We start from the raw sequence: 14917 nt of genomic DNA on the forward strand, positions 1-14917 counted from the left end.
CTCACGCCACCGGGTCGATCCAGCCATTGGGCGGCCCGAAGCCGGCCATGGCGTCCGCCGGCCCCCAGGTCTTCGGCTCGTAAAGATGCGGCGGCGTGGTGTCGCCCAGCACCGGACCGACGATGCGCCAGGCAAGCTCGGCCGCGTCCTGGCGGGTGAAGAGCTGGCCGTTGCCGTTCATGGCGTCGCCGATCAGCCGTTCGTAGGGAGGCATGTCGCCCTTGCTGTCGTCCAGCGCCGTCAACTCGACCTGCTCGCCGATCATGTCGTCGCCGGAAGCCTTGCGCTGGGCGCCGATGGCGATCATCACCTGCGGGTCGATGCGGAAGCGCACGTAATTCTGGTCGGCGGGCTTGATCGGATCGAAAACGTCGAGCGGCGGCCGCTTCAGCCGCACCACCACCTCGGTGACATGCACCGGCATGTTCTTGCCGGCGCGGATGAAGAACGGCACGTCCTGCCAGCGCCAGGTGTCGACGAAGAAGCGCACCGCCGCGAAGGTTTCGACCGGCGAGTTCGGCTTGACGCCTGGCTCGGCAAGATAGCCCTTGAACTGGCCGCGCACGACATCGTCCCTGGTCAAGGTCCGGATCGCCCGCAGCACCTGCACTTTCTCGTCGATGAGGTCGTCGGCGGAGCGGCCGACCGGCGGCTCCATGGCCAACAGCAGCAGGATGTTGAGCAGATGGTTCTCGATCACGTCGCGGATGGCACCGACATCGTCATAGAACCGGCCCCGCCCCTCGATGCCGAAATCCTCGGCCATGGTGATCTGCACGCTCTCGACGAAATTTCGGTTCCAGATCGGCTCGAGCAGGGAATTGGCGAAGCGAAAATAGAGCAGGTTCTGGATCGCTTCCTTGCCGAGATAGTGGTCGATGCGGAAGATCGACTGTTCGTCGAACACAAGGTGGAGCACCCGGTTCAGCCAGCGCGCCGACTGCAGATCGTGGCCGAACGGCTTTTCCACCATCAGTCGGGCGCCATGCGCGGTGCCGGATTGTTCAAGCCCTTGCACGACAGTCTCGAACATCGTCGGCGGAACGGCCATGTAGTGCAGCGGCCGCTGGGCGCTGCCGAGCGCCGTCTTCAGCTTCTCGAACGTCGCCGGATCGCGATAATCGCCGCTGACATAGCGCAGCAGCGACGCCAGCTTGGCGAACACCCTCTCGTCGACCTTGCCCAGCGTGTTGACGATGCCGTCGCGGGCGCGGTCCTGCAACTGCTTCAAGTCCCAGGCGTCGAAGGCAACGCCGATCACCGGCTCGGTGAGCGTACCCTTGGCGACCATCTGGTAAAGGGCTGGAAATATCTTCTTGTGGGCGAGGTCGCCGGTCGCCCCGAAGAGCACCAGCGTATCGGATCGTTCCTGACTCATGCGTGCGTCTCCCGCTTTGGCGTCACTTGCCTGCCTTCGGCTTTTCGACGTGGCCGCCGAACGCGTAGCGCATGGCCGACAACAGCTTGTCGGCGAATTCGGATTCGCCCTGCGAGGAGAAGCGGTCGAACAGGGCCGAGGACAGAACCGGCGCCGGCACGCCGGTGTCGATCGCCGCCTTCAGTGTCCAGCGGCCTTCGCCGGAATCCGAAACCCGGCCGCCGAACTGCGCCAGCGCCGGGTCGCTCTTCAGCGCGCCGGCGGTGAGGTCGAGCAGCCAGGAGCCGATGACGCTGCCATGCCGCCAGACCTCGGCCACTTGGGGAAGGTCGATGTCGAACTGGTAGTATTGCGGGTTTTCCAGCGGGCTGGTCTCGGCGTCCGCGGTGCGTTGCCTTTTGCCGGCGTTGGCCGATTTCAGGATGTTCATGCCTTCGGCATAGGCGGCCATGACGCCATATTCGATGCCGTTGTGCACCATCTTGACGAAGTGGCCGGCTCCGCTCGGCCCGCAATGCAGGTACCCGAAGGGCGCGGTGCCGGCATCCTTGGGCGGATTGGAACCGGCATCGGCGCCCGGCGCCAGCGTGGCAAAGACCGAATCGAGGTGCTGCACCGCCACGTCGGGACCGCCGATCATCAGACAGTAGCCGCGATCCAGGCCCCAGACGCCGCCGCTGGTGCCGACATCGACGAGATGGATACCCTTGGGGGCGAGTTTCGCGGCCTGGTCGACGGCGTCGTGATAGTAGGAATTGCCGCCGTCGATGACGATGTCTCCGGGCTCCATCAGGGCCGCGACCTGATCGATGATCTTGCCGGTGATCGCTGCCGGCAGCATCAGCCACACACAGCGCGGCTTGGCGAGTTTGCCGACGAATTCCGTCAGGGATGCCGCTCCCAAGGCGCCGTCGGCCACCAGGGCGGCGACGCTGGCCGGGTTGATGTCGTAGACGATGCATTCATGGCCGTCGCGCATCAGGCGCCGGACCATGTTGGCGCCCATCCGGCCCAGTCCCATCATTCCGATCTGCATGGTCTTCGTCCCTGTTTCTTGGAGGATTTGCTGGATTTATCGAGGAAGGGTCTATTGGCTGCCCTGAGCGCCTGACATGACGGAGAAATCGACATTCTCCCAATCGCCGGTCCCGGGCCAGAAAAAAGTGAAGATGAGCATGCTGCCGTTGGGTAGGCTTGCCGTGGGCAGATCGACAAGATGGATGCCGAAAGCATTTTCCGCTGTCTGGCTGTCACGGGCGGTTGCCCAATTGTCGGTGCTCCAGCGGACGGTCGCGGCTGCCAGCAATTCGACGCGCAGCGTCTTGCCGGCGGACAGCGCGCGGATCTTGTTGTTGAAGCGCCAGGTCCGGAACGGCGATACGGTCTCGTCCTCGATGTAGCGCTTCACGCCTTGCGGCGGCATGTCGAAGACCGCCCCGTCGCGTAGCGAGCGCAGAAGCTTGATGTGCTCGGAATGCGCCCAGACCAGGGGCATGGCGCTGCCCGAGGGGCCACCACGCAGCAATTCGCGCTCGGGCAGGTCGGTGCCGTCCCAGACCTGCTCCGGCAACAGGCCGCCTGGCCCGGCCGATCGTTCCATTGCCGCCAGCAGCTCGGCCGCTTTGTCCTTGCGCCCTGCCGCCAGCTCGTAATGGGCGCGTTCGCCGGCCAGAAGCGGCCAGGGGCGGCCCTGTCCGGTGCCGTCGAAGGGCGCGCCATCGTCGTGCTCGCCATAGCCGTCGCTGGTGTAGCGGTACCAGAGCGGCCCTTGCGGCAGCTCGCAGCGCAATCGCGCGTCGATGACCTTGACCGTATCGACGATGCGGGGATCGTCGGCGGCCCTCAGGCCAAAGCGCACCAACGCCAGCGCGTCCGGGCTGACGATTTCCTGGGCGGGCCTGTCGGTGTCGCCTGGCGGCCGGTTCTTGATTGGCACATAGCCGTCCTTCGGCGAACCGGCATCGGCGCTGTCGGGCGGTGCGATGCGGACGTAGTAGCCTTCGACGCCGACCGCCTTGCAGATGCCCGTGGCGGTGACATAGGTCCAGCGCTCGACCTGGTCGTTCCAGCCATCGGCGGTCTCGCGCAGATAGGCGGCGGCCGCCTTCTCGCCGCAGGCGTCGACCAGGTCGGCACCGGCAAGCAGGGCGGCGATCTCGACGGCCAGTGTGAACGGGCTGTAGCCGGCGTCCTCTTCCCAGCGATCCTCGCCAGTGACCGGTCCGTTGCGCACGACGTAAGCGGCGGCGCATTCGATCATCGGCAGGAAGGTTTTCAGCCTGGCGCGCGGCAAATGGCCGGCGCGATGCAAGGCGTCGGCGAGCAGCAGCGGAAAGGCGCATTCATCCATCTGGATGCCGGGCCAATAGGCCGACCCGTCGAGCCAGGCATTTTGCGGCCAGTGGCCGTCGGGCTGCTGGATGGAGCGGAGATAGCCGAGGATCTGCAACGCCGAAGCGGCGTCGCCGGCGGCAAGGAAGCCGCCCGCCGTTTCGACCAGATCGCGCGGCCAGACCAGATGGTAGCCGCCAAGATCGTCATCGCCCTTGTTGAAGCCCCAGGGGATGGACAGGCTGGCGACCGCCGCACCCGGAATGGCGATCGAGCGGTGCGTTGCCAAGACAGCTGTGGAGACGCGATAGCTGTTGACCTCGCCATGCCGGTCCAGCGGCAGCAGTCCCGCCTGCCATTTACGCCACGTCTTGACGCAGGATTTCGCCGCGGGCTCAAAGCCCCGCTTCAGGCTGCCGAAGGCATTTTCGGCGGCCTCTTCGGGTGTTGCGCCAAATCCCAAGGCCAGCACGGCCTTTGTCCTGGCAGCGGTAAAACCGATCTCGCCGGTCAGCGCGACATTGCCGTCCTCGGCGCGCTGGCAAGCCGGATCGAGTGCGCCGGTGTTGTGAAGCTGCTGCCAGCCATCGGAGAAGCCGACATAGCCGGCCGAACAGTCTCGCCACGACAGCGACGAGGCCAGCGCCAGGCTGGTGCCACGTCCCGTGGCGAACAGCACGGGCTTCCCCTCATGGTCGCCGACCCAAGCGGTGTTGCCCATGCCGGCATTGACCAGATGCGGCGCCAGGAGCGCGTAGACCCGGTAGTCGGCGACAGCGCCCATGAGCGGGGTGAAGGTGATCTCCTGCAGCAAGGCCGGGCGGGCCGGATCGGCAAGGATGCGCTTCTCGATCCGGCAGGCGCCGTCGTCAGCCGTGTTGACCAGCCTGTAGGCGGGAACGCCGGCCTCGAACGGTTCGATGGCATGCGTGGCGTCGCGCTTTTCTTCACAGAAATAGTTGCCGGGGCGAGTGACGATCAGGCCAAGGTCGCGCGTGCAGGCGCTGTCGAGGCGCGGATAGTAGATCTCGTTCAGGATGCCGTGGCTGATGGTGAACCACACTTGGCTGTCCCGGGAAAGCGCCGACCCGACACCGCTCTTGGCGCTGGACGTCCAGCGCGCCGGGATTCCCGGTGCGCCCGGGGGGACGGTCGGCGTCATGGTTTCACCCTCATGCACGCAGGACTAGCCATCCGCCGAAGCCTTTTCAACCGCCGCACCGCAAGTTGATCGCCAGACAGCTACCGATCGCAGTTGACAAGCGCGCCCAACTACATTTGTCTGACAATAGATAAAAAACAGGAACGCAGCCACGACCTCATCGAAATCAGCCACGACCAACAACTCTTGGGAGGAGTATGACATGAAGAAACTGTTCGTCTTGGGCACCCTCGCAGCGGTGCTCGCAGCCGGTACGGCTTTGGCCGATACCAGCGGCAAGAAAATCGCATTCTCCAACAATTATGCCGGCAATTCGTGGCGGCAGGCGATGCTCGACAGCTATGGCATCGTCACCAAGAAAGCGGTGGACGACAAGATCGTCGCCGCCGCCGATGTGTTCACCACCGCCGACAAGGAAGTGCCGACGCAGGCAGCGCAGGTGCAGAACCTGATCCTGCAAGGCTATGACGCCATCGTCATCAACGCCGCCTCGCCGGACGCGCTCAACGGCGCCATCAAGCAGGCCTGCGATGCCGGCATCGTGGTCGTCTCCTTCGATGGCATCGTCACCGAACCCTGCGCCTACCGCGTCGTCGTCGACTTCAAGGACATGGGCAAGCAGGAAGTCGAGCACATGGCCAAGTTCCAGCCGAAGGGCGGCAACCTGCTTGAAATCCGTGGCCTTGCCGGCACTTCGATCGACGATGCCATCCACGCCGGCATCCTCGAAGGGGTCGCCGCCCATCCCGAATTCAAGATCGTCGGTTCGGTCACCGGCGACTGGGACCAGACCACTGCCCAGAAGGCGGTGGCGACCGTCCTGCCGTCGCTGCCCGACGTCGTCGGCATCGTCGACCAGGGCGGCGACGGCTATGGCGCCGCACAGGCCTTCGCCGCAGCCGGCAAGCCGCGCCCGACCATCATCATGGGCAACAGGCAGGACGAGCTGAAGTGGTGGAAGGAGCAGAAGGACAAGGACGGCTACAAAACCTGGTCGGCATCCATCGCGCCCGGCGTGTCGTCGCTCGCCTTCTGGGTGGCACAACAGGTGCTCGACGGCCGCAAGGACATTCCGCATGACCTTCTGGTGCCGTATCTGGCCTTCACCCAGGACGATTTCGAGGCAGCCCTGCCGAAGATCAAGGAGGGCGGCGTCGCCACCCACGAATACAGCCAGGAAGACGCCATCGCTGCCATCAAGGCCAACATCAAGTGAAATCGCGGCAGCGTTGCCGTCCATATCGCCGAGCGGGTATCGTTGAGCATGGCTGAAGGCAACGCTGACATCATCAGGCTGAACGGCGCCGAAAAATATTTCGGCGCCGCCAATATTGACATCGTAAGACTTGACGGTGTCGAAAAGCATTTCGGCGCCGTCAGGGCGCTCAGCGGGGTGGATTTCCATGTCGGCCCAGGCGAGTGCGTCGGCCTTGTCGGCCACAACGGCGCCGGCAAGTCGACCTTGATGCACATGGTGGCCGGCACCTCGACGCCCGACAGCGGCAAGATCGGCGTGCATGGCGGCATCGAGGAGAACTACTCGGTGTCGAGGGCACAGCAGCTCGGCATACGCTGCGTATTCCAGGAACTGTCGCTGTGCCCCAATCTCGACGTCGCCGAAAACACGCGCATCAACCACGCCTCACTCACCGGCTTCGGCTGGCGCGGCAGGGCGGCCGAGCTGATCGCCGGCAAGCTCGACGAGATCTTTCCCGGCCACGGCATCTCCGCATCCGACATTGTCGGCGACCTTTCGATCGGCCGGCGCCAGATGGTCGAGGTGGCGCGCGCCTTCACGGTCACGCATGACCGGCTCGACCTCGTCATCCTCGACGAGCCGACATCGTCTCTCGACGCCCATACCGCTGGGCAACTTCTGGCCTTCGTGCGCCGCTTCGTCGCCAGCGGCAAAAGCTGCATTCTCATCTCGCACGTGCTGGGCGAGGTATTGAGAAATGCCGACCGCATCGTGGTGATGCGCGACGGCAAGGTGGTGGCGTCGGAAGCCGCGGAGGCCTTCGACCGCGACCGGCTGGTGGCGGTGATGGGCGGGGCGGAAGCACGCCAGAAGATGGCGGCCGAAATAGGGGCCAGGCCAGGGGCCGGTCCGCTGCGGGTTCGGGCGCGTCCCGCCGTGCAGAAGGACGGCGTTGACCTCGTCGCCCGCGCCGGCGAGATCATCGGCCTTGCCGGGCTGGCTGGCCACGGCCAGACCGACCTGCTGCTGGCGATCTTCAATGCCGCGTCACGCGCCAGGGCCGGCGTCGAGGTAACGGCACCAGTGGCGTTGGTCGCCGGCGATCGCCAGTCGGACGGCATCTTCCCGCAATGGTCGATCGCGCAGAACATCGGCATCCGCTCGCTGGCCCGCCTGCGCAACGGGCTGCTGATCTCGCCGCGACGCGAGGCCGAACTCGCCGCGTCGTGGCAGAAGAAGATCGGCATCCGCACGCCAGATATGAACAACAACATCTTTTCGCTTTCGGGCGGTAACCAGCAGAAGGCTCTTTTTGCGCGCGCACTGGGTTCCGATGCCGGGATCGTGCTGATGGACGATCCGATGCGCGGCGTCGATATCGGCACCAAGCTCGAAGTCTACGATCTGGTGCGCGAGGAAGCCCGGCGCGGCCGCACCTTCCTCTGGTACACAACGGAAACCGAAGAGCTCGACAATTGCGACCACATCTACGTCTTCAAGAACGGCCGCATCGTCGCCAATCTCACGCGCGACGAGCTGAGCGAAGAAAAGATCATCCAGTCCTCCTTCGGCGACGCAGCCTGAGATGACGGCGGCAACTGTGGAAACCGGTCTCAAACCATCCCCGGCGCGCGGGAGCGCGGCACGTGCCCGACTGCTGCGCGGGCTACTGCCAGCGCTGTCGCTGGTGCTTGTGCTGCTCGCCATCGCCTGGCTCAACCCGCGTGCGATCAGCTATTTCGGCTTCAGCCTGATGCTGAACCTGGCGATCCCGATCGCGCTGGCAACGATCGCGCAGATGTTCGTCATCGCCGGCAACGAACTCGACCTGTCGATCGGCACCTTCGTCGGATTTGCCGGCTGTGTCACCGCGACATGGCTGAAGGACGCGCCGCTGATAGGTGTCGCCATCCTGCTCGGGTCGATCGGCATCTATGCGCTGCTCGGCGCGTTGATCCATCTACGCAATCTGCCGTCGATCGTGGTGACGCTGGGCATGAGCTTCGTCTGGCAAGGGTTGGCGATCCTGGTCCTGCCCAAACCAGGCGGAAAGGCGCCGGATTGGCTGCTGGCGATCCTGTCGTTCAAACCGCCCTTCGTTCCTTTCCCGATCATCGCCGCGCTGCTGATTGGGCTCATCGTCCATTTCGGCCTGATGCGTACCTCCTACGGTGTGATCCTGCGCGGCTCCGGCGGCAATGCGGCAGCCCTTCGGCGCGCCGGCTGGTCGCTGCTCAAGACCAAGGTCGTGCTGTTTGCGCTCGCCGGCGCGTTCGGTGTGCTGTCCGGCATGGCGCTGATCGGCATCACCACGTCGGCCGACGCCAATATCGGCAATGGCTACACGCTGCTTTCGATCGCCGGCGTCATCCTCGGCGGCGGTGAATTCGTCGGCGGCCGGGTCTCGCCGATCGGTGCCGTGATCGGTGCGCTGACGCTGGCGTTGGCCGCATCTCCGCTGCTCACCTTCATGCACATCCCACCCGACTGGCAAGTGGCCGCAAACGGCGCCATCCTCATCATCGTGCTGGCGGCGCGGGTGCTGATCAGCCGCAGGGAGAGGTGAGCGATGACATTGGTGAAGTCGCTGGCCGCCAAGCCGTGGATCTGGTCCTTTCTCGGCGCGCTGCTGGTGTGGCTGGCGACGATCGCCTTCACCGGCGGCTATGGCGCCGGCGGCATGGTCACGGCTGCCCTGTCGCTTGCCGTGTTCACGGTCATCGTCGGCATTGGCCAGATGTTCGTCATCACGCTCGGGCCGGGCAATGTCGACCTGTCGCTGCCGGCCAATATCGGCCTTGCCAGTGCCGTCGCCATGAAGGTGATGGGCGGCAGCGATTCCATGATCGTGGTCGGGCTGATTGCCGCGCTGGCTTGCGGTGCCGCAATCGGCGCGGTGAACTACCTGTTGATCTGGGCGTTGCGCATCCCGCCGATCATCGCCACGCTGTCGGCCAGCTTCATCATCCAGTCGGTCGACATCAGCTATGGGCGCGGGCTGCAGATCAAGCCGCCGCCAGGCTTCGCCGATTTCACCAATTGGCAAATTCTCGGCATTCCGGTGCTGGCAATGCTGACCGTGCTGTTCACCATCGGCGCCGGCATAGCTTTGCAGCGCATGATCTATGGTCGCTCCGTGCTGGCGATCGGGCAGAATATCCGCGCCGCCTGGCTGGCCGGCATCAATGTCGGCCGCATCCGCTTCCTCACCTACACTCTGTCGGGCGCGCTCGGCGGCATCGATGGCGCGCTGCTCGCCGGCTATTTCCGCGGCGCCAATGTCGATATCGGCAATGAGTACCTGCTCGCCTCGATCGCCGTCGTCGTCATCGGCGGCACGTCGGTGGCGGGTGGCAAGGCCAACGTGCCCGGGGTCTGGGGCGCCGCACTGTTCCTGGTGCTGCTGCTCACAATGCTCAACACGTTCGGCGTGAGTGCCGGCGTGCGGCTGCTGCTGACCGGGCTGATTATCGTCGGCGTCATCACGGTGGCAGGTGGGGAGAAGGCGCTGCGATAGTTCTGACGATTGCAGAACGGTGACGCTGGCGGGACAGCACCCCCCTCTGTCCTGCCGGACATCTCCCCCGCAAGGGGGGAGATCAGACGTTGCTTCCGTTTCCGCCAATCTCCAAGGTCGTGAGAAAGTGCGAAGCGTTGACACTGCCAATCTCCCCCTTGCGGGGGAGATGTCTGGCAAGACAGAGGGGGGTGGGAAGGATCGCAACGGCTTCGTTTTGGCTACTGCGTCACACCTCGTCCCCCCACTTCCAAATGCCGCGCCAGCATTAGCCGCAATTCCTCCAGCACGCCGTCACGCAGTCTTTTTTCGCCGACCAGTGCCAGCGGGATGCGCATTAGCTGCGGTACGATGACGGCGAGCCGCTCGGCCTGGCCCAAGGGGAGCGGCGGTTCGGCCTGCGCGAACAGGGCGGCGATCTGCTCACGCCGACGGGCCCGCATCTTGCGCCGCCAGCCTTCGTCGCCGGGAAGATCGAGCAGCGCGGAATAGGCCGGGTGCGTGGCGAGAAAATCGCCAAGCAATTCGAACAGCGCATCGGCGATCGCTGTCGGCGCCAGGCCCATGGCGCGTTCCTGCAAGGCGTCAAGCCGCGTGGACAGGCTTTCCGCGTTCTCGGCCAGAATGGCTTGTGCCAGGGCCTCCTTGGTCGGGAAGAACAGATAGAGCGTGCCGATGGCCGCGCCCGCGCGTGCGGCAATCTCGGTCATCGTCGTGGCATCGAAACCCTTCTCGACGAACAGCGCTGCCGCACTCGCCATCAGTGCCGCGACCCGTTCGCGCCCTCTTTTTTGCTGCGGTGCACGCGGATTCGCGACCGAAAGCGCGTCGCGTCTACCCGAATTCATGCAACGCGCTTCCGGTCTTTGTTTTGATGCATGTCGTTATCCCAAAACCGAGCTCACTTTTGGGCGACATGCATAAGGCTCTTGCTTTTTCCGAGGCCATCCTCATATTTCCAAACCTGAGACTATCCTCATATATAGTGCTGTCGGCAACCGCGCCAGCACCGTCGAGAGTTATTACCACCATGAATACCGCCGTTGACAGCCGCCCGCAGAGCCACAAATGGATGGTTCTGAGCAACACCACGCTCGGCATGCTCGCCGCCGCCATCAACGGGTCGATCCTGCTGATCAGCCTGCCGGCGGTGTTTCGCGGCATCGGCCTCAAGGCGCTCGACCCCGGCAACATCAATTACCTCCTGTGGGCGATCATCGGCTACATGATCGCCACGGCGGTGCTCGTTGTCGCCTTCGGCCGGAAGCAGAGCATCGACACGCTGACCGGCCACGCCTTCTTCCCCGAGCTGATGTCGGGACCATTTAAGCACGGGCTGGTCTTCGCCTTCACCTTCTCGGCGATCCTCTATCTGGTCGCGGCTTTTGCCTCTTGGCGCGGCGGACGCACCGCCAGCGACGCCATGCCGGAGATGATGGCAACGGAGGCCGCCGGCCGGCACTAATCGTTGTGCCAGACTGGAGGCCGGTTCCCATCCGCGTCATGGCGCTATAAATCCCGTTCAAGCGGCGGCCAGCCGCTCACCGTTGCTGGGAGGTTTTTGCGTGTCCGATTCCCTGAAGGTCAGCCGCGACGGCGATGTCGCCATCGTCACCATCGACAACCCGCCGGTCAACGCGCTGAGTTTTCATGTCCGCGAGCCGCTGATGCAGGCGTTGGTTGCCTTGCGCAACGACGCTTCGGTTGCCGCGATCGTGCTCGCCTGCGCCGGGCGGACCTTTGTAGCCGGGGCCGACATTACCGAGTTCGGCAAGCCGGTGGAGCAGCCTGACCTGCGCGCCATTTTGGCTCTGCTCGAGACCATCGCCAAGCCGACGATCGCCGCCATTCACGGCACAGCGCTCGGCGGAGGGCTGGAGCTGGGGCTCGGCTGTCATTTCCGCGTCGCCGACACCGGCGCCAGGCTTGGCCTTCCCGAAGTGAAGCTCGGCATCTTGCCGGGCGGCGGCGGCACGGTGCGGCTGCCACGGCTGGTCGGGGCATTGAAGGCCTTGAAGATGATCGTTTCAGGCACGCCGATCGGGGCCGATGAAGCGCACGCCGCGGGGCTGGTTGATGCCGTCTTCGAAGGCGATCTGACCACGCATGCAGTGAATTTCGCCCGGGAAATCGCCCGCAAGGGCGGGCCGTTCACACCGGTGCGCGATCGCAATGATCTGCTTAGGGAAACCGACCTTGCTGCCTTCGATGCCGAGGCAGCAGATCTCGCCCGGAAAGCCCGCGGCCTGGAAGCGCCGATCGCCTGCGCGGAGGCGGTGCGCAATGCCGTCACGCTGCCCTTCGACGAAGCGCTTGCGGCGGAGCGCGCGCTTTTCGTGAAACTGGTCGCCAGCGACCAGTCGCGGGCGCAGCGCCATCTGTTCTTCGCCGAACGCGAGGCGGCAAAGCTTCCGGGCAAGGACATCGTCAAGCGCAGGATTGCCCGCGTCGGTGTCATCGGCGCCGGCACGATGGGCGGCGGCATCGCCATGGCCTTCGCCAATGGCGGTTTTCCCGTCACCTTGCTGGAAGCCAGTCATGAAGCCTTGCAGCGCGGGCTGGGCACGATCGAGAAAAACTACACCGTCTCCGTCTCGCGTGGTTCGCTGAGTGAAGAGGCCAAGCGGCAGCGGCTCGCCCAGTTCAAAGGCACCACCGACTACGCCGATCTCGCCGATTGCGACCTGATCATCGAGGCGGCGTTCGAAGACATGGCGGTCAAGAAGGAAATCTTCGGCAAGCTCGACGCGGTGGCCAAGGCGGGCGCGATTCTCGCCACCAACACCTCGTATCTCGACATCAACGATATCGCCGCGTCGACCTCTCGCCCGCAGGATGTGCTCGGCCTGCATTTCTTCTCGCCGGCCAATGTGATGAAGCTCTTGGAAATCGTGCGGGCGGAAAAGACCGCGCCCGACGCGCTGGCGACATCCGTCGATCTGGCACGGCGGATCGGCAAGGTCGCTGTCGTCGTCGGCGTCTGCCATGGTTTCGTCGGCAACCGCATGCTGGCGGCGCGTGGCTCGGAATCCGAAGCGCTTCTGCTGGAGGGCGCGACACCCAGCCAGATCGACAAGGCCTTCACCGATTTCGGCTGGCCGATGGGGCCGTTCCAGATGGGCGATCTCGCCGGCCTCGACATTGGCTGGCGCAACCGCAAGGCACGCGGCCAGACGGCCGTAATCGCCGACACGCTGTGCGAACAGGGCCGTTTCGGCCAGAAGACCGGCCGTGGCTTCTACCTCTACGAGGCGGGCGCGCGGGCGGGCGCTGCCGACCCCGAAGTGGAGGCGTTGATCCGCGGCAAGGCGGCCGAGCAAGGCATCGCGCCGCGTGCGATAAGCGCCGAAGAAATCATCGAGCGCACGCTCTATCCCCTGGTCAACGAGGGAGCGAAAATTCTGGACGAAGGGATCGCGGCACGCGCCTCCGATATCGATGTCGTCTGGGTCAACGGCTACGGCTTTCCTGTCGGCAAGGGCGGCCCGATGTTCTGGGCCGGGCTTGAAGGGTCGGCGCGGATCGTCGAAAGGCTTGAGTACTGGCACCAGCGGACCGGCAGGCCAGTTTTCAAGCCTGCGCCGCTGCTGAAACGAATGGCCGAAACCGGCTCTTGGGACGGTGGCGCGGCGGGCTGAGCTCGTTTCCAACGATTTGCATCGCCGCCTCGCTCTCCGCGACGGCCTATTGCTTCCGTCTCGCGCGCTTTGACCGAAGCGATCCAGGCGTAGAAGGACACTTATTTACGGTCGGCAGGATTTCCGAACGCGGGATCGCGTGGCCGCGAATAGGTATCGATACGCGGCAGGTCGTCCGAGAATTCCACCCAAGGCAGTCTCAGGCGCCAATAGGCGTGCGCTTGCGGACTGAACCGCTCCGGATGGTCGAAAAAGCCTATCGTGACGTAGAGTTCGTCGCTCAGCCCTTCGTCGCGATAAGCGATCGACGTGCCGCAATCTCCGCAGAATGTTCGCACAATGCCCTTGGTCTTGGAGAATTCCTTCGGCCGGCCACGAGTGAGCCGCACCTGATGCGGACGGTAGCCAACCCATACGGTCAATGGGCTGCCGATTGCCCGGCGGCAATCGTCGTCATGGTCGGAGCAGACCCAGAACGGCTCGCCTTGCATCTCGGCGGCAATTGCCCCGCAAAAACAGGCGCCCGTTTCAATCCTGCCGTCCATCTCGTCGCTCCCGAAGACCGCCTGCCGCGCCGACCATTCAAGGGAACAACCATCCTCGCTGGCCGAGGTTCCTGTTGCTTGCCTTCGAAAGGAAAGCCGGTGTGGCCTGGACGTGCTTGCGGCCGCCGGTCGCGCGGAGCCAGCTGTCGGGATAGGGATACCACCATTCCTGGATCGCCGGCTTGTGCTCGATCACCATCTTCGAGCGGCGGAAGGCATCCAGCCCTGGCGGCCGAGTTCATGGCCGAGTCCGGATGCTTTCCAGCCGCCGAAGGGTAGCGCGCAATTGTCGATCAGGGGATTAACAGACCGACGGAGGAGGATCTGCTCGACCGGGCGCCGGGGTAATCCTGACGCCCGGCTTCCGGCTGGACGGGATGCGGGCCGTGGCGTTGCGCCAGGGCGTGGAGGCGCAGGCCGCGCTGCCGGACGCCGCGTTCGATGCGCGAATTCCAGCGGCTGGACATCGATTTTCACGGCATGATCGCCGAGGGCTGTGCCAATCGTTTCCTCACCGATGCGCTGTCGGATCATCTAAGGTTGCGCCGGCTGCCGGGCATTATGCCGGGGTCAATGTGTTCCGCCTGAAGCAATCTTTGCGCGAACACCTGAACATACTCGACCATCTCGAAAACCGGCAGTATGAGGTGGCTGCCGATCTGCTTCGTATCCACCTGCGGCTCTCCCGCAGCCAGCGATCGCAAGCGGCCAGCCGCGGCGCCCCCGCGCTGTTCGGCATGATCAGCCGGCCCGATTGAAGAGGAAATAATTGACGCGCAAAGCCAGTCCGACCATCGCGCTGTTTCCCGAAGCCAGTTTCGGCGCGGCGTTGAATTGCGTCGGCATTGCGCGGTCGTTGCGTGCGCGGGGCGCGCGCTTTTGCGAGGCGCTACGCTTCGGCATGCCGTCGCTGATCATGCTCTATTGCAGGGACGGCCATGACAATGCGTGGCGCGCCGGAGAGACCGGCGTCGGCGACCATATCGGCCGTGACGGCTGGACAGAAGGAGTATGGAGAGAGCCATTGTCGGCCTGCTGGCCGACGACGCCATGCGCGCCCCTGAGGGACAATGCAGCCCGGATGGCGCTGGAACCCGGAACGGATTTGGCCGCGCAAGCCATACTCTCTCTGATACGGAATTGAACGA

At 64.6% G+C, this 14917-nt stretch carries 13 protein-coding genes and 2 pseudogenes; 8 read left to right on the forward strand and 7 right to left on the reverse strand.

Annotated features, from left to right (window positions below; translation table 11 throughout):
- Position 1 precedes the first annotated feature (1 nt).
- Genes zwf through FJ548_RS20675 form a run of 3 tightly spaced genes read right to left on the reverse strand, consistent with a single transcriptional unit; the run spans position 2 to position 4871 of the window.
- Positions 2-1378 carry a glucose-6-phosphate dehydrogenase gene (gene zwf / locus FJ548_RS20665; RefSeq protein ID WP_140612515.1) on the reverse strand — a complete coding sequence of 459 codons (1377 nt, stop codon included), beginning with the start codon at positions 1376-1378 and terminating at the stop codon, positions 2-4.
- 22 nt (positions 1379-1400) lie between these two features.
- On the reverse strand, positions 1401-2414 hold the full coding sequence (gnd, locus tag FJ548_RS20670) for a phosphogluconate dehydrogenase (NAD(+)-dependent, decarboxylating) (RefSeq protein WP_140697215.1): 1014 nt from the start codon (positions 2412-2414) through the stop codon (positions 1401-1403).
- A gap of 51 nt (positions 2415-2465) precedes the next feature.
- Positions 2466-4871 carry a glucan 1,4-alpha-glucosidase gene (locus FJ548_RS20675; RefSeq protein WP_140778821.1) on the reverse strand — a complete coding sequence of 802 codons (2406 nt, stop codon included), beginning with the start codon at positions 4869-4871 and terminating at the stop codon, positions 2466-2468.
- A gap of 202 nt (positions 4872-5073) precedes the next feature.
- On the opposite strand from FJ548_RS20675, the gene FJ548_RS20680 reads away from it, so the two are divergent.
- Genes FJ548_RS20680 through FJ548_RS20695 form a run of 4 tightly spaced genes read left to right on the forward strand, consistent with a single transcriptional unit; the run spans position 5074 to position 9586 of the window.
- Positions 5074-6087: an ABC transporter substrate-binding protein gene (locus tag FJ548_RS20680; protein ID WP_140612521.1), complete on the forward strand. Its 1014-nt coding sequence runs from the start codon at positions 5074-5076 to the stop codon at positions 6085-6087.
- A gap of 48 nt (positions 6088-6135) precedes the next feature.
- Positions 6136-7653 carry a sugar ABC transporter ATP-binding protein gene (locus tag FJ548_RS20685; RefSeq protein ID WP_140778822.1) on the forward strand — a complete coding sequence of 506 codons (1518 nt, stop codon included), beginning with the start codon at positions 6136-6138 and terminating at the stop codon, positions 7651-7653.
- Between the two features lies 1 nt (position 7654).
- Complete coding sequence (locus FJ548_RS20690; protein ID WP_140778823.1) at positions 7655-8635, forward strand: ABC transporter permease; 981 nt, start codon at positions 7655-7657, stop codon at positions 8633-8635.
- Between the two features lie 3 nt (positions 8636-8638).
- On the forward strand, positions 8639-9586 hold the full coding sequence (locus tag FJ548_RS20695; protein ID WP_140697207.1) for an ABC transporter permease: 948 nt from the start codon (positions 8639-8641) through the stop codon (positions 9584-9586).
- 221 nt (positions 9587-9807) lie between these two features.
- Here FJ548_RS20695 and FJ548_RS20705 read toward each other — a convergent pair whose 3' ends face one another.
- A complete protein-coding gene (locus FJ548_RS20705) occupies positions 9808-10434 on the reverse strand; it encodes a TetR/AcrR family transcriptional regulator (RefSeq protein ID WP_140778824.1) in 627 nt (208 codons plus the stop codon).
- A gap of 182 nt (positions 10435-10616) precedes the next feature.
- Between FJ548_RS20705 and FJ548_RS30160 the strand changes: the two genes are divergently transcribed.
- Together FJ548_RS30160 and FJ548_RS20720 are read left to right on the forward strand one after the other, a co-directional pair.
- Positions 10617-11051, forward strand: coding sequence for a hypothetical protein (locus FJ548_RS30160; protein WP_210242684.1), 435 nt, complete (start codon positions 10617-10619; stop codon positions 11049-11051).
- Positions 11052-11151: 100 nt separating this feature from the next.
- The gene (locus tag FJ548_RS20720; protein WP_140778825.1) at positions 11152-13224 is read left to right on the forward strand and encodes a 3-hydroxyacyl-CoA dehydrogenase NAD-binding domain-containing protein; all 2073 of its coding nucleotides are present in this window, start codon (positions 11152-11154) and stop codon (positions 13222-13224) included.
- Between the two features lie 101 nt (positions 13225-13325).
- On the opposite strand, the gene FJ548_RS20725 is transcribed toward FJ548_RS20720, so the two are convergent.
- Positions 13326-13769: a GFA family protein gene (locus tag FJ548_RS20725; RefSeq protein ID WP_140697196.1), complete on the reverse strand. Its 444-nt coding sequence runs from the start codon at positions 13767-13769 to the stop codon at positions 13326-13328.
- Between the two features lie 109 nt (positions 13770-13878).
- Positions 13879-14072, reverse strand: a pseudogene (locus FJ548_RS30520) (aldehyde dehydrogenase); the annotation flags it as partial.
- Between the two features lie 83 nt (positions 14073-14155).
- On the opposite strand from FJ548_RS30520, the gene FJ548_RS20735 reads away from it, so the two are divergent.
- Positions 14156-14527: a hypothetical protein gene (locus FJ548_RS20735; RefSeq protein WP_246673451.1), complete on the forward strand. Its 372-nt coding sequence runs from the start codon at positions 14156-14158 to the stop codon at positions 14525-14527.
- Here the strand turns inward: FJ548_RS20735 and FJ548_RS29950 are convergent.
- A complete protein-coding gene (locus FJ548_RS29950) occupies positions 14511-14687 on the reverse strand; it encodes a hypothetical protein (protein WP_181168860.1) in 177 nt (58 codons plus the stop codon). The two genes, FJ548_RS20735 and FJ548_RS29950, sit on opposite strands and share 17 nt — an antisense overlap.
- Here FJ548_RS29950 and FJ548_RS30855 point away from each other — a divergent pair.
- Positions 14647-14913: pseudogene (locus FJ548_RS30855) on the forward strand (glycosyl transferase family 1); the annotation flags it as partial. The gene FJ548_RS29950 and the pseudogene FJ548_RS30855 overlap by 41 nt on opposite strands.
- Positions 14914-14917 lie beyond the last annotated feature (4 nt).

The organism is Mesorhizobium sp. B2-4-17, from assembly GCF_006441275.1.
Lineage (GTDB): Bacteria > Pseudomonadota > Alphaproteobacteria > Rhizobiales > Rhizobiaceae > Mesorhizobium.

What these genes read in the sequence shown, in the direction of transcription:
- FJ548_RS20695 (WP_140697207.1), top strand. Translation starts at nt 8,639, where the DNA reads ATGACATTGGTGAAGTCGCTGGCCGCCAAGCCGTGGATCTGGTCCTTT.
- FJ548_RS20685 (WP_140778822.1), top strand. Translation starts at nt 6,136, where the DNA reads ATGGCTGAAGGCAACGCTGACATCATCAGGCTGAACGGCGCCGAAAAA.
- FJ548_RS20690 (WP_140778823.1), top strand. Translation starts at nt 7,655, where the DNA reads ATGACGGCGGCAACTGTGGAAACCGGTCTCAAACCATCCCCGGCGCGC.
- FJ548_RS29950 (WP_181168860.1), bottom strand. Translation starts at nt 14,687, where the DNA reads ATGATCAGCGACGGCATGCCGAAGCGTAGCGCCTCGCAAAAGCGCGCG.
- FJ548_RS20725 (WP_140697196.1), bottom strand. Translation starts at nt 13,769, where the DNA reads ATGGACGGCAGGATTGAAACGGGCGCCTGTTTTTGCGGGGCAATTGCC.
- FJ548_RS30160 (WP_210242684.1), top strand. Translation starts at nt 10,617, where the DNA reads ATGAATACCGCCGTTGACAGCCGCCCGCAGAGCCACAAATGGATGGTT.
- gnd (WP_140697215.1), bottom strand. Translation starts at nt 2,414, where the DNA reads ATGCAGATCGGAATGATGGGACTGGGCCGGATGGGCGCCAACATGGTC.
- FJ548_RS20675 (WP_140778821.1), bottom strand. Translation starts at nt 4,871, where the DNA reads ATGACGCCGACCGTCCCCCCGGGCGCACCGGGAATCCCGGCGCGCTGG.
- FJ548_RS20705 (WP_140778824.1), bottom strand. Translation starts at nt 10,434, where the DNA reads ATGAATTCGGGTAGACGCGACGCGCTTTCGGTCGCGAATCCGCGTGCA.
- zwf (WP_140612515.1), bottom strand. Translation starts at nt 1,378, where the DNA reads ATGAGTCAGGAACGATCCGATACGCTGGTGCTCTTCGGGGCGACCGGC.
- FJ548_RS20680 (WP_140612521.1), top strand. Translation starts at nt 5,074, where the DNA reads ATGAAGAAACTGTTCGTCTTGGGCACCCTCGCAGCGGTGCTCGCAGCC.